General features: G+C 57.3%; 16 protein-coding genes. 8 read left to right on the top strand and 8 right to left on the bottom strand.

All coding sequences use genetic code 11. From position 1 onward, the window contains the following. Positions 1 to 359: 359 nt before the first annotated feature. Positions 360 to 575 (bottom strand): DUF2604 domain-containing protein, encoded by a 216-nt coding sequence (locus QA643_RS26915; RefSeq protein WP_283028780.1) that lies wholly within the window; start codon positions 573 to 575, stop codon positions 360 to 362. 505 nt (positions 576 to 1,080) lie between these two features. After that, the gene (gene ald / locus QA643_RS26920) at positions 1,081 to 2,193 is read right to left on the bottom strand and encodes an alanine dehydrogenase (RefSeq protein WP_283028781.1); all 1,113 of its coding nucleotides are present in this window, start codon (positions 2,191 to 2,193) and stop codon (positions 1,081 to 1,083) included. 2,214 nt (positions 2,194 to 4,407) lie between these two features. On the opposite strand from ald, the gene QA643_RS26925 reads away from it, so the two are divergent. The 8 genes from QA643_RS26925 (at position 4,408) to QA643_RS26960 (ending at position 13,413) form a co-directional block, all read left to right on the top strand. Continuing rightward, positions 4,408 to 4,644 carry a hypothetical protein gene (locus QA643_RS26925; RefSeq protein ID WP_283028782.1) on the top strand — a complete coding sequence of 79 codons (237 nt, stop codon included), beginning with the start codon at positions 4,408 to 4,410 and terminating at the stop codon, positions 4,642 to 4,644. Between the two features lie 1,456 nt (positions 4,645 to 6,100). Next, positions 6,101 to 6,382, top strand: coding sequence for a hypothetical protein (locus tag QA643_RS26930; RefSeq protein ID WP_283028783.1), 282 nt, complete (start codon positions 6,101 to 6,103; stop codon positions 6,380 to 6,382). Between the two features lie 1,915 nt (positions 6,383 to 8,297). Next, the gene (locus QA643_RS26935) at positions 8,298 to 8,762 is read left to right on the top strand and encodes a hypothetical protein (protein WP_283028784.1); all 465 of its coding nucleotides are present in this window, start codon (positions 8,298 to 8,300) and stop codon (positions 8,760 to 8,762) included. A gap of 26 nt (positions 8,763 to 8,788) precedes the next feature. Beyond that, positions 8,789 to 9,475, top strand: a complete 687-nt coding sequence (gene modB, locus QA643_RS26940) for a molybdate ABC transporter permease subunit (RefSeq protein ID WP_283028785.1) — start codon at positions 8,789 to 8,791, stop codon at positions 9,473 to 9,475. After that, positions 9,472 to 10,638 carry a molybdenum ABC transporter ATP-binding protein gene (modC, locus tag QA643_RS26945; RefSeq protein WP_283028786.1) on the top strand — a complete coding sequence of 389 codons (1,167 nt, stop codon included), beginning with the start codon at positions 9,472 to 9,474 and terminating at the stop codon, positions 10,636 to 10,638. Before modB ends, modC begins: the two co-directional genes overlap by 4 nt. Positions 10,639 to 11,355: 717 nt before the next feature. Next, positions 11,356 to 11,910, top strand: a complete 555-nt coding sequence (locus QA643_RS26950; protein WP_283028787.1) for a peroxiredoxin — start codon at positions 11,356 to 11,358, stop codon at positions 11,908 to 11,910. Between the two features lie 6 nt (positions 11,911 to 11,916). Continuing rightward, a complete protein-coding gene (locus QA643_RS26955; protein WP_283028788.1) occupies positions 11,917 to 12,462 on the top strand; it encodes a carboxymuconolactone decarboxylase family protein in 546 nt (181 codons plus the stop codon). Between the two features lie 606 nt (positions 12,463 to 13,068). Continuing rightward, on the top strand, positions 13,069 to 13,413 hold the full coding sequence (locus tag QA643_RS26960) for a hypothetical protein (RefSeq protein ID WP_283028789.1): 345 nt from the start codon (positions 13,069 to 13,071) through the stop codon (positions 13,411 to 13,413). 264 nt (positions 13,414 to 13,677) lie between these two features. Here the strand turns inward: QA643_RS26960 and QA643_RS26965 are convergent, their stop codons facing one another. From QA643_RS26965 to QA643_RS26990, 6 genes are all read right to left on the bottom strand, one after another. Continuing rightward, the gene (locus QA643_RS26965; RefSeq protein WP_283028790.1) at positions 13,678 to 15,546 is read right to left on the bottom strand and encodes a hypothetical protein; all 1,869 of its coding nucleotides are present in this window, start codon (positions 15,544 to 15,546) and stop codon (positions 13,678 to 13,680) included. Positions 15,547 to 15,577: 31 nt separating this feature from the next. After that, the gene (locus tag QA643_RS26970; RefSeq protein ID WP_283028791.1) at positions 15,578 to 15,859 is read right to left on the bottom strand and encodes a hypothetical protein; all 282 of its coding nucleotides are present in this window, start codon (positions 15,857 to 15,859) and stop codon (positions 15,578 to 15,580) included. Positions 15,860 to 16,660: 801 nt separating this feature from the next. Further along, positions 16,661 to 17,212: a maturase gene (locus tag QA643_RS26975; RefSeq protein ID WP_283028792.1), complete on the bottom strand. Its 552-nt coding sequence runs from the start codon at positions 17,210 to 17,212 to the stop codon at positions 16,661 to 16,663. A gap of 77 nt (positions 17,213 to 17,289) precedes the next feature. After that, positions 17,290 to 18,048 (bottom strand): group II intron maturase-specific domain-containing protein, encoded by a 759-nt coding sequence (locus tag QA643_RS26980; RefSeq protein WP_283034943.1) that lies wholly within the window; start codon positions 18,046 to 18,048, stop codon positions 17,290 to 17,292. A 506-nt stretch (positions 18,049 to 18,554) separates the two neighbouring features. Further along, the gene (locus QA643_RS26985) at positions 18,555 to 18,851 is read right to left on the bottom strand and encodes a ferredoxin family protein (RefSeq protein ID WP_283028793.1); all 297 of its coding nucleotides are present in this window, start codon (positions 18,849 to 18,851) and stop codon (positions 18,555 to 18,557) included. Between the two features lie 37 nt (positions 18,852 to 18,888). Further along, on the bottom strand, positions 18,889 to 20,196 hold the full coding sequence (locus QA643_RS26990) for an FAD-dependent monooxygenase (RefSeq protein WP_283028794.1): 1,308 nt from the start codon (positions 20,194 to 20,196) through the stop codon (positions 18,889 to 18,891). Positions 20,197 to 20,215: the final 19 nt, after the last annotated feature.

Consider the following 20,215-nt stretch of genomic DNA (forward strand, 5'->3'; position numbering starts at 1 on the left):
CACATGCGCGCGATCAGATTGGAATGCTGCGCGGCATCAGATTGGAATAGCTGCGCGCGATCATCGGAATCCGCAGCCCGGACGCGTGCTTCACGAGATCCCCCGCCAACATTATGCCAGCAAGAGCCGACCGAAACGACATTGGTCGACCGCTCTCACGGGCTGCGCTCAGCCGTCAGGCGCATGACAATTCCGCCGCAGATGGCCCGCTGGTGAAAGGATCGGACGGAATGTCCGATGAATTCTTTAAGTGCTTCGGACGGATGTCGAAGGTCTTAGCGACGCGCTCGACAAACCGGTACCCAGCGGCCTGTTCGTCTGAAGGATATTCCGGATCTCCTGGCTGGCCTCGGGCATGTTCAGCTCCTCAGCCAGCAGCTCGCCCGCTTCGTTTTTGATCCCCAATTCTCAGGCGGCTGAGCCAGGTTCTTGGTTTCCTCCATCCCCTTTTGGCGGGCCACACGCAGCGGCTGCTGCTCTATCGTCTTAATCACGATAGGCTGACCGTTCACAATCATTGTGATTTCGACGAGGTGGGCGCCATGATCACCTCCCGACTTCTTCTCGCTTTTCATTATTTTCGGTCCATTTGTGTGCGGGGATCCGTGCTGCCGAGTGTACGCCAGAATGACGCGCCAAAAAACGAGAGGTGCCACAACACGCAATCGAAAAGGCCTTCATTTTGCGTGTGCTTACGCAGTTTTCAGGTGGGCTCCGGTTGCAGATGTCTAGAACTCTCTCATTCACATCTCTGAACTAGCGGCTTGAGATGCGCGCGGCGCCGGCACATCATCGCGGGAGGAGCCCAAATGGGCCAAAGCGAACGCCGACCGACCGCGCCATCTCCACCAGCCCAGAAGGCCTACCCGGAAGCGCCGCACACCCTTGTTGCAACAGCACGTTTTGTATCGCTTGACAGTTGAAACCCCCGAGTCTCTTTTCCCTAAGAGAGCTGTTCGACTTGATCTGCGAGTTACAAGACAAATGGAAACGCGTTGAGTGGAGTCGTTTCTCCAAAAAAAGGGCCACTCCGAAGGAGTGGCCCAAGTAAGGGAGGAACGCCCTTTAGGGCCTCTGGGATCAGGCCGCAGCCTGTTCGATCGGTGAGAATGGCAAGCCCAGACTCTCGGCCACCGCCTTATAAGTCAGCCGACCCCGATAGACATTGAGGCCTGCGCGCAGATGCGGATTTTCGAGGACGGCTGCAAATCCCTTGTTAGCGAGAGCCAAACCAAATGGCAGAGTGGCGTTATTCAGTGCTTGGCTCGAGGTCAGCGGGACAGCTCCCGGCATATTGGCCACACAGTAATGAACGACCCCGTCTACCTCGTAAGTCGGGTCAGCGTGCGTCGTCGGACGCGATGTCTCGAAGCATCCGCCCTGATCAATAGCTACATCCACAATGACGGAGCCTTTGCGCATCGAGCTCAACATGCTCCGGCTGACAAGTTTCGGCGCACTCGCGCCCGGAACCAGTACGGCACCAATCACAACATCCGCCGCAAATACTTCCTCTTCAACAGCTTCTATCGTTGAGAACCTAGTACGAACACGCCCTTCGAACAGTTCATCCAGTTCGCGAAGCCGGGGGATCGAACGGTCGAGGACTGTGACCTCGGCACCCAAGCCCGCCGCCATTCGTGCAGCGTGCGTGCCGACAACGCCACCTCCGATTACGACGATACGAGCCGGTTGGACACCCGGCACGCCGCCGATCAGCAGCCCGCGCCCGCCCCTATACCGCTTCAGGGCCGCACCGGCCGCTTCGATCGCAAGCCTACCCGCAACCTCGCTCATCGGCGCAAGCAGCGGAAGCCCGCCATGCGCGTCAGTCACAGTTTCGTAGGCGATTGCTGTACAGCCAGACTTCATGAGGCCCTTGGCCTGCTCCGGGTCCGGGGCCAGATGCAGATAAGTGAAGAGGATCTGATTCTCCCGCAGCTGCGTCCATTCGGACGGCTGCGGCTCCTTGACCTTTACGATCATCTCGCTCGACGCGAACACCTCACGAGCAGAGTCCAGAATGGTTGCGCCCGCCTTGCGGTAATTCTCATCTGTAGCGCCTATGCCAGCACCGGCATTGGTCTCGAGCAATACGTTGTGGCCTGCGGCCACATATTCGCGGACCGCTCCAGGGGTCAGGCCCACCCGGTATTCGTGCGTCTTGATTTCCTTGGGAACGCCGACCTTCAATTGCAATCTCCTGATTTGGACGACCGCTGTTATAATCGAAAGAGCGGTGCAAACCCGCGACGCCGGTGGCCAAGTAGCGCCGAAATTCAGCGATTGTTAGTAGCATCACGCAGAATTCCATCGGAATGCCGCTCCAGCGCCGACCTCAGCACCAACGCACGGATCTTATCGAATGGGATCATCCAGCATCGCGATCGCGGCCGGCAGCGCGTGCCGCTAGAAGGATGTATCACCGTCAGGACAAGCTTTAACCTGAACCGATACTGAATTGTTCAAAACCGGCATCATCAAATGAATGCCTTCGGGAGAATTCAATAGAGGGGCCAACCAAGAAATCCCTGTAACCTACCACTGCATACTTCCTCCAGATGGATTTCATATTTCGTCGAGATGGATTAGAGGCCGCGGCGAGCTGCGCTTAGCGCTGCAGCCCCTCGGGGTGAGACGCTCTCCTGATTTCGGGTTAAAATGCTCGTCGCTTGGGTGTTTGGGTAGGGCGAACGCAAGGCGCGTCGCGCTCGCGCTGCCCACGGGAAAGCCATGCGCTCACGGCATAAAGTGTGCCGAGCACACCGAAGAAGATCGACAGCAAAATCAACAGTATCATCGGCTGCACACTTACTTTCGTTGGGAACGCGGGTCTCGCCAGATTTCCTGTCGGACACCACAAGCCCATGATTCGTTACCTGTTGAGACTCTCTACACTCTGACGCTACGTAAGGTTCAAGCCAGTCGAACAGATTCATGCAAGGGACTGCAGAAGCTGATGTTTTTCATTTCGACACGCTGTTTGCTCATTCGGGCAGCATAACCAACGAGCCCGGGATGCAGCGGTGACCTCCGCACGTTCGGGCAGCTGCGGTCGTGTTGGTCTCATAGTCTCGGTCGTCTTATCGCCGGAGTGTATGAACTCGAAAGGTGTCGTATTACGGATCGGCTAGTTCCGCGGCGTAGTTAGCGACACCACTATTTCAGCCACTGTTCCGTCGCTGGCGAGTTATGTACGACCACCAAGACAAGCCGCACTAAAACTCAACTCGAATGGCTTGAGAGGGCACCAGGGACTTCGACACGACACGCCATCCTATTTCTCAGTGAAAGACACGAAGTGAAGCCCACATTACCGTATAGTTTGATCGTGGATTGCACTTGGCCTGCCGTCTTCCTACGTGAGTGGCTATATATTGAAGTTTACAAGCATCCGGCATCTGATGACAATCTCCCAAACATGCGCCCTGATAGCTCGCTCCATCAACTGGCGAGTAGTCTTGCGGATCACAGCGACCTCGGCTTTCGCATGGCTCTTCGTGCAGCTATCCCCGGTCTCGAGGGCCCCTCGATCGGCACAAGCCGGCGCACCGCCAAGAGGAGCTCCTGTCACTCCGGCCGAGCCTGATGACCTGGATGCGGATTACAAGTTAGTTGACGCTCGCTCACCCCCTGCCGGGCATTGTCGCGTCAAGGATTCGGAACTCAGCAGTGTTCAGTTGGGTTCAAACTACGCAGATGTTGTTTACGTGTTCGGCTGCGCCGGCACCATCACTTCACGTGAGATCGTCGACGGGATCAAGTTTCACGTGCTTGCTTGGAATGATGGGCAGATCTTAGCGCTATTCGTAAACGGAAAACTTTCGATCACATCGCAGTCAGGCCTTCGGTAAACGATTCGAAGCTCTTGCAGGCTTGGCCAGCGAAATGGGGCACGATACTGAAGGCGATTTGCTAGTTTTTAGACAATTCCAACAATTCACGTCGCGAGCGTCGCTGTCGTCGAGGTGGGGACCCCAATCGGAACGTCCCTACCGCACGCGGATTGTCAGACGCTCGCAAGTGCTGAGGACGCCTTCTGCTGAGCAGAGGTGAAGAAAACGACATCCATGCGATCTCCTGATCCGCAAACGAAGCCTACGACCACCCCCAGCACTTAGCGGGCTCGAAAACGAAACTGGTCATCGCAGCTTCACCAAACGTCTCTATTAATTTCGTTGGTGGTCGAGAGTGGTTTCAGCAGACTAAAGCACTTCAGCGCGCATACTGACCCGTTAGAAAGGACAACACGTTGCATCTGTCTGGCAGGAGTACTTGTATGGTGGATTCAATGAAGCTGGGCTTTGGCCTTTGCCAAAACGCAGGGCCGGCCGGTCGACATAAGCGCTTTCGATCGGGCGACTTCGGCATCCATTCTATGAGGATGTCCCGCTGGAGTTTTTAATCATGGACAAGACTTCACCCGAGCGGCACCAGGCCTCTAACAGCCTCGTAAGCGCCGCATTTGAAAAGTCATGGCGCTTTGTCGAGACGGATCCATTGCTGGTGCATAATGCTAAGGAATTGCTGCGCGATCGACTACGAGCTAATCTGGAACTCTCACTGAGAAACGGCGAGCGAGACATATTGCATCTTGCAAATCGCGCGATTTGGAAGCTACGCACCGAATTAGGAAGATCCTAGTCTAGGACCTATACTATCGGCCTGCTCGGCCGAGCGAAGGGGAGACTTCATGCCACGCACTTCTCTCCGCGCGCTTTGGTTCCTTGGTTCCGTGTACGCCGAACTGAGCACGAAATAACTAATCATGAGGAGAAAACAGCATCGTTCTTTCATGGGCGGTGCCTTCCTCAGGTAGAGGGACCCGGAATTCGTATCATGCGGACAGCCGCAACGAAATCTCAGTGCTCGCGAAGGTCCTGCCAGGCGTTTTTATCTCCATATCCACGACGCGCATCGATGCACATCGATCTTCATAAATGTACCGCACACGCCAGAGTGGCCCTATGTCCGGTGTGAAGCGGAAATCGCCAGAGTCAAGCGCCCTCGCGATCATTCGGACAGCGTCACTGTTGCTAATTGGCAAGGCGAACGCCGCATCGACAAGTACCGCCAAGCTCATCCCATCTGCGATTAACGTACGTGCAATGTTATCTCCGTGAACACGCCGTAAGGTTGAGACGATCGCCGCTACGGCTTCTGGATCTTTCAAGGGCACGCTGCGCTAGCCTGGTTTGAGTACCGCACATGCTCCGGGTCCGGACGCCAGAGAAAGATAACTGAAGAGGATCTGGCTCTCTCGCAGCTGCGCCCCTTCCGGCCCTGCGATATTTGCGCATTACGCCAACTCCTGGTACAGGCATCTATCTCGACTATCACCCTGTGGCCAACCACCGCGCATTCGAGGACGGCTCCCGGCGAAAGGCTAACGAGGTACTCGTGCGCCTTGATTTCCTCGGGAACGCCGACCTTCATTCGCATCTCCTCACAAGACCTTGTATAATCGTAAGAGCAGTACACACTTACGAAGCAGGCGGCGAAAAGCGCGCAGGGATTTCACGAAGGAGAGCATTCGCGCGGTCTTGCGTGTCTGAACGCACTCAGCCTCACTCAGTGTTGCTGCCTCTCAAGCAACTCCTGTGCCACCCGCGTTCAAACGGAGCACTATTACCAGCGGTGATGTTTCTGGCACGACAAGTAAAGGGACCTGGGCTCTTTTCAAGAACGCTCCAGGTCTCGTCTCGGACTGACTGTCAGCGCGGACCATTTCCCTTTGGTATGTCTCCCCCGCATCAATCAATGTCTCGGCATCTGTCAGCGGCTTCGCGCTCACGTCACTCGCCGTGAGCCGCTTAGTAGAGCTGCGTGTTGCGCAGTCCGGCTGAAGCGGCGGGATCCTACGCGGCGGCCGTCCTCAAGAACACCGCATGGTGGAAAATTGTAGCGCACCGTCGGATTCTGTTTAGCTAGAAGAATCGAGATCCCCCTGCTCCGGTTGAGTAGCTCCCCGGGCTCAGTCCTCAGAAAACGCTCATTGTCGTGTTAGCTACAAGCCAAGCGCCTATGGATTGGAACGCGTGACTTTGGTATTCTTCAGCGCGTCACTGCGTGTGGCAGGTTGGGCTTAGCGGAGTCGATCATGGCACAAATCCCCCGGCGTCCTTCCGGAACTGGATTCTCAAGAATTGTTATTTTTTTCTACCGATCTGTCGCGGACATCGCTTTCATCATCGCAATCCTGTTTGCTGTCGGTTTCGCGAGCGGCCTGATCATGCCGAAGACGATTGACGTGGTTCCACACACGTGCACGGAAGCGCTTGCCGTAGACGGCCATGATGGTTCTGTTTGCCATTCAACACAGCGCCATGGCGCGCAAGCGCTTCAAAGATTGTTGGAGACAATATGTGCCGAAGCGCATTGAACGAAGTACTTATGCGCTGCTTGCGATTCTCTGCCTCAAGCTGCTGACCTGGCAGTAGCAGGCGTAGCTGCCAATTGCTGGCAGGTCGAGCAGCCCTATTTCGCGGTGACGACTGCGATAGTGTGATTCATCCGAAAGATCGTGCTCAAGGGTACGCTTTCTGATCGATCATCTCGAATTGTTGGGATCGCGAGGGCTCGACTTGCCGCCCTCGCAATTCCGCACTCGACTGTATATGCGGCATCCCATCTATCTCGACGTATTATCGTGTTCTGGTCGCACCGCCAGGACGATCGGGCATCTATTGTTTGCAACTTGGGCTTCTCAATCGCGCCCGCGAGACACTTAAACGGGTCCCCAAAGGGAGCCTGCATCAGTGCAAGTCCTATTCAAGCGCGCCAACCGGGCCTGGAGGACACTCAGACCAATCTCGGTCACATCATCCGCGGCATTGCGAGGGACGAAGGCAACGCCGTCTTGCTCGGTGAAAGTGCGCTTCTGCGCATGCTGGCAATTGGCACCGCGAGGGCGATGCCACCGGTGCGGTCGTCCGCGTCCGCCCGCCTCATTCGCTACGTCTCAGCCAATTGTTGTCCACATGCGGCCCAGTCTCTTCGGCAGACAGTTGATCAGTCTAGCTCGAAATCAGGTATTTCACGGACGACCCCTTGCGAGTGGGCCCCCAGAGAAAGCCTAAATGGCCGGTCTACAAAACCGATCGCCACCTCTTTTTTTTCATTCTTCGTCCTCCCGCGCCTGCGCTTTGGCACTTCAGGAGACTTGGCTTGCGGAGCCGAAAAAGGACCCCGGCAACGAACTTTCTCGCTCTTGCAATTGACCCAGGGCCTGCAGCAACGGCGACAAGACAGGCTGTTTCAGTTCGTCTTGGATAGGCTCCGGACCGTCTAGCGACTTCAGTGTCAGCTCGATCAACTCGATCGCGCGATGCTTGTTGTCGCTCTCGTAATAATATGAGCTACCGCCCCATAGGACAGGAACTTGGGCCCGTCGTCGCGTTGCGGCGTAGTGCCATTCTGCTCTCCAAAGCTATTGCCAAGAGTTGCCCAACCTTATGCGCGCGCTTGTCTCTGCAGGCAACGGGGCCCACGGATTTAAAGAAAGGGTGCATCGCTTGTCTTGTGCGTCTGCGTGCCTTCAGCCTTTGTTCGCGTTACTGCATCTCAACAGCAACGGCCGCGCCAGTGCCGTCAGCGCGCACTAAGCGCCTGATTGCGCTTTCAAACGCTCGACGGCGCCGCAAGGCGGTGGTGTTCTGAACCTGACGTGCTCCTGTGTCCTTGTCAGAGATTAGACACGAGTTGCGCGGTTGGGGCTGGCAGGGGAGCGCGGTTGGATTGTAAGCCGTCGAACGTAACTTACTGCCGCTTATCCCCGTCAGCGTGGATTAACGAGAGCGACGACGATCAACGAGTCGAACGTTGGCCATCACTGTTAATCACTCCGAATGAATAGGGTGCCCAATATTGCACAGGCGTTCGCATTGCCAGGCTGATGCGCGCGCCAGTGACGCCTGGTGCGTGGAGGACGACAATGAAATCAACCGCGAAAGATGCGCCCGTGCTGGATGAGCCAAAATTGATAGCCATAGGCCGTGGACGCCGAACGCGCCTATCATAATCAACCGCGATCCTTAACGCGCACTCGTACATACTGATCATTGACGATTAGCCCAGTACTGCCTACATCATCTTCTCTCAGTCCAAGCTCGGACCGAGAGGCGATCGGCATTACGTCAGCCCCCTCTGTAACCAGGCGTGTCCGGTTTAAGACGGCGATGTCAGACCCCCGACAATGCCACCCGCCATTTCAGTGGGCAGGCTGACATATAAGCGGACTTCACTCTTCTCGAGCAAGGCGCGCAACAGGTTCCGCGAGCGGCACGCCGATTGCTAGAATGAGCAGCGAAGAGCCGCCGCGGCCAGAGCAGTGGCAGCGCTGCCGTCCCAAGAGCTGTCCGATGAGACTTGCCCGATTAATCCTGATCCATGCACCCTTCATTCCGCTTATGCTCGGAAATGCAATGGCGGCGAACATCAATGTGGCGCTCGCCGCGAACTTCGCCGAAAGCGCGAAGGAGATTGCAGCGTCGTTCAAGCAGAAGACCTGGGAGGACCCCATGGTGAGTTTCCGCGCGAGTGGAGGTTTGTGCAGCCAATTCACCCAAGGCGCGTCATTTCAGATGTTCCCATCGGCCAACGGCCCCAGTGGTTCTCGTTTTCTGGTGCCAAAGAAGCTTTACATCCCGACCCCGCAGGGCCCCGTGCTGGTCAAGATTTGCGCCAACAGCAACGTGACACGCGGCTTAGTAAATTTCTTCAAAACGCCGGAAACGCACTCGCTCGTCGGGCGCAATGGCTAAGCGTTCGACGAGCGGAGTTGACGTCCATGGAGAGCTTTTCGTCAGAGATCTGGCAGTCGCTCCGGCTTACGATCGAGCTCGCGAGCTTGACGAGCCTGATCCTGCTGATCTGTGGTACGCCCCTCGCGTGGTGGCTAGCACGCTCGAAGAGCGTTTGGGCTGAGGCGGTGGCCGCGATCATCGCGCTGCCGCTGGTGCTGCCGCCGACTGTACTCGGTTTTTATCTGCTGCTCCTGTTCGGTCCGAACGGCCCGGGCGGCCTTCTCGCCTCTCTCTGGGGCCGACGCGCGCTTGCTTTCACTTTTGCGGGGATCGTGGTTGGATCGGTTTTGTGGGCGCTGCCTTTCGTGGTCCAGCCCATCCGCAACGCCTTCGTTACCATCGGCAACCGGCCACTGGAAGTTGCGGCCACTCTGCGTGCCTCTCCATTGTATGCCTTCTTTACGATCGCCCTGCCCCTCGCGCGGCCGGCTTTTCTCGCAGCCGCTGTGCTTAGCTTTGCGCATACAATCGGGGCATTCGGCCTCGTGCTGATTATAGGCGGCAACATTCCTGGACGCACCAAAGTGCTCTCGGCCTTTCTTTTCGACTATGTCCAAGCGTCGCGCTGGCGCGAAGCAAACTGGCTTGCCGGCGGCATGGTGATGTTCGCCTTTGCGGTAATCATCACCTTAACCTTTATCGAAAAATACAGCGGAAGGAGATGCACGTGAGGACAGCCACACCAGGCCGGATCGAAATTGGCTTCAAGTGTACGTCGGGTCGCTTTCCGCTCGACGCGCAGTTCAGCGTACCGGCAAAAGGTGTCATCGCGATTTTCGGACCGCAAGGATCCGGCAAAACCAGGATCGCGGGCTGTATCGCCGGCCTCGAGCGTTTGCCCGACGGTTTCTGCCAAGTCGATGGTGAGATGTGGCAGGATGAGACCTTGTTCCGGCCACCGCATCTGCGTCCCATTGGCTATGTGTTCCAAGAGGATCATCTTTTTCCGCATTTGACGGTCAAGCGCAACCTGCTTTACGGCGCGCCCAAAGCCGAACCGATGCCCATCGCCTTTGCGGATGTGCTCGAGTTGCTGGGTATCGCGCCGCTGCTGGACTGCTCGCCAGCGCATCTCTCCCGCGGTGAACGGCAGCGCGTTGCCATCGGCCGGGCGTTGCTGTCCCAGCCCAGATTGCTTGTGATGGACGAACCGGTTGCCGCGCTCGACCGCTGCGCCAAGAGCGCGGTTCTGTCATTGCTCGAGCGGCTGCATCAGAAGTTCGCGCTGCCGATGATCTATATCAGCCATGACATGGCTGATATAGAACGCCTTGCCGACCATCTCGTCATCTTGGAGCGTGGTACGGTGACCGCGGCCGGGCCGTTACATGTCTTGCAGACTGATCCTGCGCTGCCGCTTGCAGCAAGCCGCGACGCCGCTGTAAGCCTTGATGCCAAGGTCGGCGGCTATGACGGACGCTATGGCCTACTGATCCTCCACGTCACAGGTGCGCGCTTGCTGGTGCCGGCAGCCCCGCTCCCGCGCGGCGTGCACCAGCGGCTGCGCATCGCAGCCAACCACGTCAGCGTTGCACGGAAAGCGCCGCTCGCAAACTCCACCGTCAATGTCTTCCCGGCGCGGATCAAGGCGTCTTTTCCGCTCGGCCCGAGTGAAATCACGCTGCTGCTTGCGCTCGGCAGCGGGGGCTCCGGCACGGAGATTTTGGCGCGTGTTACGCGTTTCTCCTTTGATTCGCTGGGGCTTAAGAATGGAATGGACGTATTCGCGCAGGTCGACAGCGTCTCACTGCTTACGGCATCTGAACCGCCACTGCGGGCCACAACCGCTTCTACGCAGGCAGAAGATGCTGAACACGCAAGCGCCGCGGTCTGACACCAGAAGGAGGATCAAGCCCGCGATCACTAAGTTTTGGAGATTGATCTAAATCATATCGCGGCAATACTTTAACGGTCCAGACAGGACGTCGATATGCTTCCCGACCAAACCCAGGATCTTGCGGGGCAAGGCGTGCGAGTCGGCCGAATTATCCAGCGATGCTGCTGTGCCAGGTCGTGGACGAATGATGGCGCGAGCTAGCTGACGACTGCCGCGCGTCGACATTCGAGTGCGGCTACGTCTACTTTCTGATCATCACATCCGGCGACTTGATCACGGGCGACCTGGAATCGCCAAGCTTGAGCCAGTTATCGTCCATCGCCTGATTGCAATCGGCGAAAATACCGGCAGTCCCGGTACGCGCGCGATCTTGTGGGCGGTCGTGGTACTAAGTACGGCGATCACGTATTTTGTCAGATATTGCGAGCGCTGGGCTTCATCTTGTCAGTCCCCGGATTGCTTTTGCCGTCGTAACTTGACCGAAGAGGCAGCTCGGACAAATCGTTCAAGGAGTTCAACCTGCCGCCTGCAACCGGTATGACTTATTGAGCGAAAGCGTGGAGCATTCAGTCGGAACGATGGCCTTCAGATATTGTATGCTATGGATCGACTGTTGGATTCCGACAATAGAAGATCTCGAGAACGATTGGCATATGGCTTGCTTGTCTGATGGCAGAATCATCACTCCGCGCGAAGTAATCTTACGAGGACAATATGCTTGGAATTGGAAATAAGTTGCCGTCGTTCGAAATCATAGGCGTGAAGCCCGGCTTTCACGTGCAGGAAGAGGATGGGCAGAGCGCATTCGAGAGGTTGACTGAAGATAGCTTCGCCGGACAATGGAAAATCATCTTCTTTTACCCCAAAGATTTCACGTTCGTCTGCCCGACCGAGATCGCCGAGTTCGCGCGCCTGTCCAAGGATTTCGCCGATCGTGATGCGGTCGTGCTGGGTGGCTCGACCGACAACGAATTCTGCAAGCTCGCCTGGCGGCGCGAGCACAAGGATCTTCACCATCTGCCGATCTGGCAATTTTCCGATACCAATGGCACACTGATCGATGGCCTTGGGGTGCGCTCCCCTGACGGAGTCGCCTATCGCTATACATTTATCGTCGATCCCGACAATATCATCCAGCATGTCTATGCGACCAATCTGGATGTCGGCCGCAGCCCGAAGGACACACTGCGCGTGTTGGACGCGCTGCAGACCTACGAGCTATGCCCCTGTAATCGCGAGATCGGCGGCGAAACTTTGAAGGTCGCCTGAAGTATCATGTTTATCGAGCAATTAAAGGCTCAGATTCCGGATTTCGCCAAGGACGTCAGACTCAATCTGGCATCGATCGTGTCGGATGAGACTTTCTCACCGCAGAGCAAATATGGGCTGTTGCTTGCTACCGCGATCGCGACCCGCAACCCGGCCGTTATCGCCGCAATGGAGTCCGCTGCGGCCGAGGTTCTGTCGCCCGCGGCGCTTACGGCGTCGAAATCTGCAGCCTCGATAATGGCGATGAACAACGTCTACTACCGCTTCGTTCACCTCGCTTCCAATCCGGAATACAAGAGGATGCCGGCGCGGCTGCGCATGAACGTGATCGTCAACCCTGGGGTTGATAAGGCCGATTTCGAGCTATGGTCGCTTGCGATTTCCGCCATCAACGGCTGTGGTGCCTGCATGGATGCCCATGAGAAGGCACTGCAGGAAGCCGGCCTCGGCTCGGCTGCGATCCAGACCGCGGTGCGCTTTGCCGCGATCGTGCAGTCGGTTGCGGTTGCGATCGATGCGGCCGGACACGGCGTGGTCCAGGCAGCGGAGTGATCCGTCCTCTCCCCGCTCTCGGCAGGAAGGGGATGCCGGCGGGATCAAAAATCAGCTTGGTCTTGCGTGATCTGGCGCGAATCGCGGCACACCCGTCCCGCTATCAGGGATCGCGCATGATGCCATCTATACGCGCCCTCCGGATCTCTGGCAGCGCGACAACTCATCGATGCGCTTGAGCAAGATGGCATCGTACCACACTTTCGTTTGATCTCGTCGCCAGTGTTCGCGCCCTTCACAGCACGCAGCGCCCACCCGCAGCTTGACCAATCGTGACACTGAAGCGCTGAAGCGACGAGCCCTATAAAAGTCGATAGCGGAGATCCAGGCGAAAGATCGTCCGGTCACCTTGCAGACAGATCCTGCTGTCCGCTGACAAGCATGGACGCATTGCTTACTTCGTCGGCGAAGGGCCACGTAGTGCGTACCTTTTTGGTTTGCGGCACTGGTTCCTTCGCGCAAGGAATAAGACGACGGAAATATGACCCCGAGCCTCTCACCCGCTGGTTCTTGGCGCGCCTGTCAAGATTCTTCCGCCCCAGGTCAATGTTGAAATCGACGCATCGTCGCTGGACTCCTTCATTGCTGAGACAAACTGATGTGATCATGGCTAATCACGACATAACCAACATTGGAGGAGACGTTTCGGAGGAGGCCGATAACCGCCTCACCGCATTCGCGGCCGAGATCGATCGGCTGCTCGGCGCAATTCAATTCTCTTCGTCGGCCAGCTCGCCAATCAACTACATCAGTGGCTTCATTGCGCTCTACGCCACACACTTGCGGTTCCCGACTTCAGGTTGGCTTTTCACGACTTATTGGATCGTCGTGTGCGGAGCAACGCCAAAGTCTATGAATGCGATGTATCCACCGGCTTACAATTTACTCCGCCATCTTCGTGAACGGACTGGCGATCGGACCACCTATCGGCAACGCTTCGGATCGACCTGAGTAGCAACGCAGGCGGTGGCGGTGACGTAGAACATCGCCTCGCCAAGCATGGAGTGGGGTCAGTCCTGATAGCTCGATTACGGACAGCTTCAACTATCGGCTGGCTTTTGCGTTCGCTGGAGCCATTGACGTCATCGCGCTGGCGCCTTTTGGTTTTATTCGTTCGACAGACCACGCCATGCCGGTGAGCGCTTCCCATCTAATCATGTCGCCATAGAGCGATCTGGTGTCTCGTAATTGAAATTTATTACGACCGCGTCGCCATCAATATGGGACGATCCAACGCCAGCCACGAGCATCGATTTCGTCGCTCGGAATGCCGACCTGACGAGACTGCTCAAACTGCCACGAAGTCGTATTTCGGTCCTGGCGACCGTCTATTGTCACGTCGACGGCCGGCGTGCTTCTTAGATTGACGACAAGCGCCTGCGCATCGTCAGCCAAATCCAGTTCAACAAAGTCCTTTGCCGCTCGCGATACAAGGTTGGTTGGTCGGTTTCGCCACAGAGCAATGGTCCGTTTGTTTCCTCCGAACGTGGCGTTGGACCGTTTAATGAGTGCGAAAGAAGTGAGCGTCAGAACTGAAGAACCGGGATCGTCAGCCAAGTTGGTGGCGTAAAGACCCGGCCAGCGCTCCTTCATTTGCGGTCCATCCATCAGGAGCGCGAATATCAAATTCGGTCCAAGCGACCTGATCTCGGATACGACCGGATCTGCTCGTGCGAGATCCTCGCAGATAACCGCCGTGAATGCCGATTGAGACCTAAACACGTCTATGTGGAGGACGCGCTCTTCAATTTCGAGATATTCCCACCAAATGCAGTCCGTGCTGAGATCGGCCTGCAAACCGTAGGTGCGGATCTGTGTGTCGTCGAGCCTCCAACGGTGGTGCTTTCTTCTGGAATGGGTTTCGGCGATCCGGCTTCCCAACTCTTGATGCATGACGGAGAATACGACCTGATTGCCTCTGCGTCTGTTGCAATCCTCTGAAACCCCAGCAATCAAGAATTCGATGGTGGGCCATCTATCCCGAAGGTGTCGGACCAGCTCGTCGTATGTAGCCCAGTCGAGCGAATATTCGGGCAGCACCACGCCGTGCACGTCTCCGTTAGCCCGCAAAAGGAGCTCATTGACAAAGTCGATGAACGAACCGCGAGCGGCGCGATCGCTGCAATGACCGTCGCCGACCAGCTTGTCCCTTTTTGGGTAAAGCCATTTTTGCTCCACCCGAAATCTTCCCCACTTCATGTCAGCAGGGCCGTTGTGGACATCGCCTTTGAAACAACCGTCTGGTATATCGTAGGGGAACGGAATAAGCAGCACGGTCAGGCTGTCATGTCGGTCGGACGTGCTCGACCATAGCTGCTGATGCCAATAAACGTTCGGATGGCCGTGCGGGCGCAGCATAGTAAGGTTGTGACTTAGCGTTCTCATAGTACAGCCCACGTCGGTGGTGCGTCCCTTTGGAAGAACGCGAACAACGTCACGAGACGCATGGACAGCGAGGCTGTCGAACGCTACGTGGCGGCTGAGATGTCTGTCGTCGGAGCGAGAGCGGCTCGATGGGATCACGAGCTTTCTGGTTCGGTTGATAAGCAAGTACGAAGCGAGCTTATTTGCCCAGTTTGGATCAGCACCATCATCGCCGAATTTCTCGTAGCCGCAGTTAGTGCTGGCTTCATCGGCAATCACCAGCAATGCGTGAGCCGATTTCCACCATGAGAGACGTGGTCCCGTACTTTGTCCAGAAACAAGCACGTCATTTCGGCAGGCCCACAGTTCAGCCCAGAGTTCGACGATTTCCGGTTGCTTCTTGAACACATTGGAAGCCCACCGCTTACCGATTCTGCGCCAAGCGACCAGCTGCGTCTCCCTCGGCGCCTGGGTTGCGCCGGAGTAGCTTACCTTAGGCACGCCCCTTGTAGAGGCGAATGGAGCAACGATGTAGGTGTAAGCTCCCGAAGCCTCAAGCAGATGGGCAACGGCACCGAACAGCTCGGCAGGTAACGCGGGAGGATACGACCAACGCCCCATATCGGGGTTGGTGCCGTTCGGAAATAGCCTCCTCAGTTCGCTGCCAACAGTCGCTGACGCGAGGGAGTTCCTCGCGCGCGACCGGCGTCGTCCCTTCATCCCCCTGCCCCCGCGATGAGGGGCGATTGTACTAGGAGCTCTTAAGTCCCAAGATGCGGTTCAATCCCGCGATGCCCGTGTAGCCCGCTTGTTCCCAATCGCCGTTGCTGATCGTCTTTTCCCGCGTCTGCCCCGGGTACGCTGCAGCAAAGGACGAGCCCGCCCGCTCTGCGTACTTGCCGATAAGCTTAGCCGCTTCTGGATCAGACTCCAGCAACTTCAATATGTCCGGGGCGCCCTGGCCTGCGCCGAGCGCGAGAGCGAGCGATCGCATCTCGTTGCTCTTCGGGAGCGGCTTCAAACGGCGCTTCATGTTATCGTTGGAGCTACCCATGGGGAACGGCTGGACCGGAGTGTGGCGGGAAAGTGTTCACGTGACGTTAATAACAAGCCTGGATTGGCGAGGTCAACCAGGATCTCTCCGTATAGTTGCACTATCCCACAGGATCGTGACGTGGTCGTGGCGCTTGTTAGCGCCTTTTTCCCAGATGTAGGCCTAGTCGCCGTCGTTCAATGCGCGGATCACAGCATTGCTGCAGCCCAGCACGCACAATTTGGGTAATACCCATAGTCGGATTTTCCTAGAAAAACGTATTACCTATAATGTGGAGATTCTTTAAAGGTAATACCCGAATCATTTGACCTGTTTGGCGGACCGGCCCTTCGGGTACTACCTAAATCTGTTATATATTAAGGCTGGAGTTTGCGTATGAAGACTAGATCTAGAGCCGGAAGGCGGACGGAACGGAAGCCGGAGGCCAGAGTGGGTCGGCCCGCCACCGGTAAGGATCCTATGCTGTCATTCCGTGCGCCAGGAGAGCTCATTCAACAGATCGAGCGCTGGTCAAGATCCCGCGGCATGAGCAGATCGGAAGGTGTGAGAAAGTTGATTGAGCAAGCACTTGAAAACTCGTTTGCGCCGTTCTGGAGGACTCCTCCGTACGGCTAGTTCATTGGCCAAAGTTGGTGGCTCGCGCTCTGTCCGCCTAGCTCGTTTTCGGCTGGGCGTCCGAGAGACTGGGTCGTGGTCGAGTAGCTCGGCCATTTGGCTTTGCCCTCACAGATCCGGGCGAGCGGATTTCCCGCGCCCGGCTCTCCCCGAGGATAACCCGCGTCATATCCGTGCTTGCGCCCAAGTGCGAGTGATGCGTGGAGTTGGCAGACGGAAGCGTGCCGTCAGGGTCTCGAACTCCGGCCAGCCCATGCGCCGACTTTTCTGGCTGCGCCCTCTCAGACAGCGCATCCACGTCCGACGCACTTCGCGGTAGAAGCCGTTGAGCGCTGGATAATTGTACGGCCTGCCGTAGTAGCCGTAGTGTCCACGCAGAACGGCGGCGAACCACTCGCGCTGCGTGGCCAGTGACTCGTGCATGAGCCGCCAGGCGTCCTGGCGCAATGCCGTCAGCTTGCGCGTCAGGCGTTTCCCTTCCGTCTTGTGCTTCACGATGAACCGGCCGTCCCGGGTCCGCCCGCAGTAGTGGGTGAAGCCGAGGAAGGCGAAGGTTTCGGGTCGCCGCTCGCCGCGCCGCTGACGCGAGAGGGCCGCGAACCGGCCAAACTCGATCAGCCGCGTCTTGGCCTCATGGAGCGTCAGGCCGAAGCTGACCAGCCGCGCCTTGAGGGCCAATAGCATCTCCTGCGCATCTGCCTTGCTCTCGAAGCCCATGACGAGTCGAGTCGCCCGGGGGAATTTCACCCCAGGCGCTCACGGATCCGTACGTGAGCTCGCGGCTCATACGGCTCTTATCGTCCAGCCGTTGCGCCGCGTAGCACAGGCCAATGGGCGAAGAGCGTTGGATCGCGCAAAAAGGTCCTGCGGATCCAATCCTCTGCCCGCCCGCGATGTCGCTTGAGGCGCTTGTATTTAGCCATCGCCCAACGCGCGAGGCGTCGGTTCAGATAGCGCAGCGTCGGGTAAAGTGCCGACTTATAGTAACGGCCGTAGTACGTAATCCAGCCCCGAATGATGGGGTTGAACATACGCGCCAGGTCGTCGATCCACCTGTCAACTCGGCAACGAAGTTGCCACTTGCGGATTTCCTCTCGGATCGCCTTGGTCGCCGCGTTGCTTACACCGGGACTTAAGTTGACGAAGAACTTTCCCCACCGATTTTTCGATGGTCGGGCTCTGAAGGTGTAGCCCAGATAATCGAACTTCTCGTCGGGATAGTTTCCTCGTCGATCATCATCCTTGCAGTAGACAATCTTCGTCTTGGTCGGATGAAGCTCCAACCCGCATTCGGCAAAACGTCGCTCAAGCGCGCTCTTCAAGGTTTGCGCCTGGCTCTCGCTGCCACAGTGGCAGAGGATATCATCGGCAAAACGCTCGAACGGGATTTCTGGATATGTGTGACCATCCAGTGATCGAACGCATAATTCAGAAACGCCTTGCGGCGTGCCCCTGTCCGTTTCTTGCTTCTCGCCGCTCTCCAGAACACCGGCCCGCAGCCACAGCCCGATGAGCCGTAGAATGCGAGGATCGGCGATCCTGTGCGCCACCATCCGCAACAGCCACTCGTGGTCCACCGAGTCGACCGTTTGGATGCAAGTAGCGAGTTCAGAAAGTAGTAATGCGCCGGCTCGGCAGCACCATCCCGTGTAGATATCAACGGCCTCGTAGCAAAAGCCAAAAAGGGCAAAGCGTGGCGAACGAAACTATCGTGCTCCTGGATGGCAACGAAGTTGGTCTGATTGCGAGATCGCCGTAAGTCCATTCTTTTGTTCGGTCGCGCTGCGGGCCATTCTTCCGTCCGCCAGCCGATCAAACGGTCCCTTCTTCAATAATGCAGCGGTGGCTGGTACGCCCTCCTCGGAAGGTCGCGAGCTTAAGCCAGACAAAGATCGTTTGCGGTTTCCTGTATGGTGATGTCCATGAGAAGCGCCGGGCTACGTCGCTGACTCCCCGGATGCCCCTCACCCAGAGTTCGAGCTTTGCTCGTTAGATCTCCGACCACGCGATCCGTGGGTGTATCTGCCGTGAAGCAATCACACAGGCCTCGTTCAGGCCTTCACCCAAACTTGAATAGCACCCCATATCCCCCGCGCGGATAGCTCCATTCAATGTCGCCGGTGGGCTCTCCGATGACGCGGCAGGTGCCGCACTCGATGCAGCCGTCGACGGTGATCTCGACCTTGCCCTTGTCGTTAAGCTCATAGCAGCGCGCGGGGCACGCTTTCAAAAGTGCAAGTAGCTGCGGCGATGGCTCGGTGTGCGCGCGTACCTTGATGTGGGGACGACCTACGTCGACGAGATAGCGATTGTAGTACAGCTTGTCCTCGATGCGCATTGAGGGATCGACGCTCATGTTTCAACTCCTTAGGTTCGGCTTCGAGTTTAGCTGATCAGCGCCAGGCGCGGGCGAAGCGGACTGCATCGCCGAACAGACCTATCCATGACCGCGCATTCACGAAAGATTTCAACGTCACCTTTTCTTTCTCAGTCCTTGGTGTGCCGTCGACGCGCACAAAATTCTGCATTGCCCTGGAGACGAGCTGCGGATAGGTAACAAAAAAGTTTTGCGAATTGGTGTGCATCAGTCTCGGCATATCCTTGTATTTCTTCAGGTCTTTAATCACGAAGGAGTCGTCCAGCATCTTCTTGTAGAGCGCTAGATTCTCAGCGCTCATGGGAGCCCGGCGCGACCTCACCTGCGCGATTGCTTCGGCCGCGATGCGGCCCGAGGTCATCGCGAGGTTAGAGCCCTCGCGATGAATGGCGTTGTTGAGCTGCGCCGCATCGCCCACGACTATCCAGCCCTCACCATAAAGCTGCGGGATCGCCTTGTAGCCGCCCTCAGGAATCAGATGGGCGGAATATTCCTTCACCTCGGAGCCCTTGATCAGCCGCGCCACAGACGGATGTCGCTTGAAGCCATCGAGCAGCCCATAGGGCGTCTCCCCCGTACGCTGGAAGTCGGCGACGAGACAGCCGATGCCGAGCGAGATGCACTCCTTATTAGCATAGATGAAGCCCATCCCTGTCATGCCCCGGGAAATGGTGCCGGCCGCCTCGATCACGACGCCCTCGTCGCCTTCGAGATTAAAGCGTGCCTCGATGGTCTCGCGCGGCAAGAAGTGCATTTCCTTCACCGCGAGTGCCACCTTATCAGGCTTAGGCCGCTCGCGCAGACCCGCACGTGTGCCGAGCAGGCCGTTGACGCCCTCAGCCAACACTACGATATCCGCATGGACTTCGCCGTCGCCGCGATCCGTGTGCACCCCGACGACCTTGCCATTGGCATCCCGCGCGAGTCCGGTCACTGTGGTCTCGCACAGCACCGTCGCGCCGGCCTCTCGTACCTTCGAGGAGAACCATCTGTCGAACTGCGCGCGGATGATGGTGTAGCGGTTCGGCCGCTGCTCATTGAACTCGTCGGAGCAGTAGTGCAGACCGACATGGGAGCGATCGTCCATCATCCAGAACCGCTGCTCGACCAGATGACGTTCGAGTGGCGCGTCCTCACGAAAGTCCGGGATCAGCTTTTCTAGCATATCAGCATAGAGGATCGCGCCCTGCACGTTCTTCGATCCTGAATATTCGCCGCGCTCGAGCTGCAGCACTTTCATGCCGCGCTTGGCCATGGTCAGCGCCGCGGCATTGCCCGCCATGCCAGCGCCAACCACGATGGCGTCGAATCGATCTTCGATCATGGATCTCTCCTTCTGCTGC

This window comes from Bradyrhizobium sp. CB3481 (assembly GCF_029714305.1).
GTDB lineage: Bacteria > Pseudomonadota > Alphaproteobacteria > Rhizobiales > Xanthobacteraceae > Bradyrhizobium.

What these genes read in the sequence shown, in the direction of transcription:
- QA643_RS26915 (WP_283028780.1), bottom strand. Translation starts at nt 575, where the DNA reads ATGAAAAGCGAGAAGAAGTCGGGAGGTGATCATGGCGCCCACCTCGTC.
- QA643_RS26925 (WP_283028782.1), top strand. Translation starts at nt 4,408, where the DNA reads ATGGACAAGACTTCACCCGAGCGGCACCAGGCCTCTAACAGCCTCGTA.
- QA643_RS26930 (WP_283028783.1), top strand. Translation starts at nt 6,101, where the DNA reads ATGGCACAAATCCCCCGGCGTCCTTCCGGAACTGGATTCTCAAGAATT.
- QA643_RS26935 (WP_283028784.1), top strand. Translation starts at nt 8,298, where the DNA reads ATGAGCAGCGAAGAGCCGCCGCGGCCAGAGCAGTGGCAGCGCTGCCGT.
- modB (WP_283028785.1), top strand. Translation starts at nt 8,789, where the DNA reads ATGGAGAGCTTTTCGTCAGAGATCTGGCAGTCGCTCCGGCTTACGATC.
- QA643_RS26950 (WP_283028787.1), top strand. Translation starts at nt 11,356, where the DNA reads ATGCTTGGAATTGGAAATAAGTTGCCGTCGTTCGAAATCATAGGCGTG.
- QA643_RS26955 (WP_283028788.1), top strand. Translation starts at nt 11,917, where the DNA reads ATGTTTATCGAGCAATTAAAGGCTCAGATTCCGGATTTCGCCAAGGAC.
- QA643_RS26960 (WP_283028789.1), top strand. Translation starts at nt 13,069, where the DNA reads ATGGCTAATCACGACATAACCAACATTGGAGGAGACGTTTCGGAGGAG.
- QA643_RS26965 (WP_283028790.1), bottom strand. Translation starts at nt 15,546, where the DNA reads ATGAAGGGACGACGCCGGTCGCGCGCGAGGAACTCCCTCGCGTCAGCG.
- QA643_RS26970 (WP_283028791.1), bottom strand. Translation starts at nt 15,859, where the DNA reads ATGAAGCGCCGTTTGAAGCCGCTCCCGAAGAGCAACGAGATGCGATCG.
- QA643_RS26975 (WP_283028792.1), bottom strand. Translation starts at nt 17,212, where the DNA reads ATGGGCTTCGAGAGCAAGGCAGATGCGCAGGAGATGCTATTGGCCCTC.
- QA643_RS26980 (WP_283034943.1), bottom strand. Translation starts at nt 18,048, where the DNA reads ATGGTGGCGCACAGGATCGCCGATCCTCGCATTCTACGGCTCATCGGG.
- QA643_RS26985 (WP_283028793.1), bottom strand. Translation starts at nt 18,851, where the DNA reads ATGAGCGTCGATCCCTCAATGCGCATCGAGGACAAGCTGTACTACAAT.
- QA643_RS26990 (WP_283028794.1), bottom strand. Translation starts at nt 20,196, where the DNA reads ATGATCGAAGATCGATTCGACGCCATCGTGGTTGGCGCTGGCATGGCG.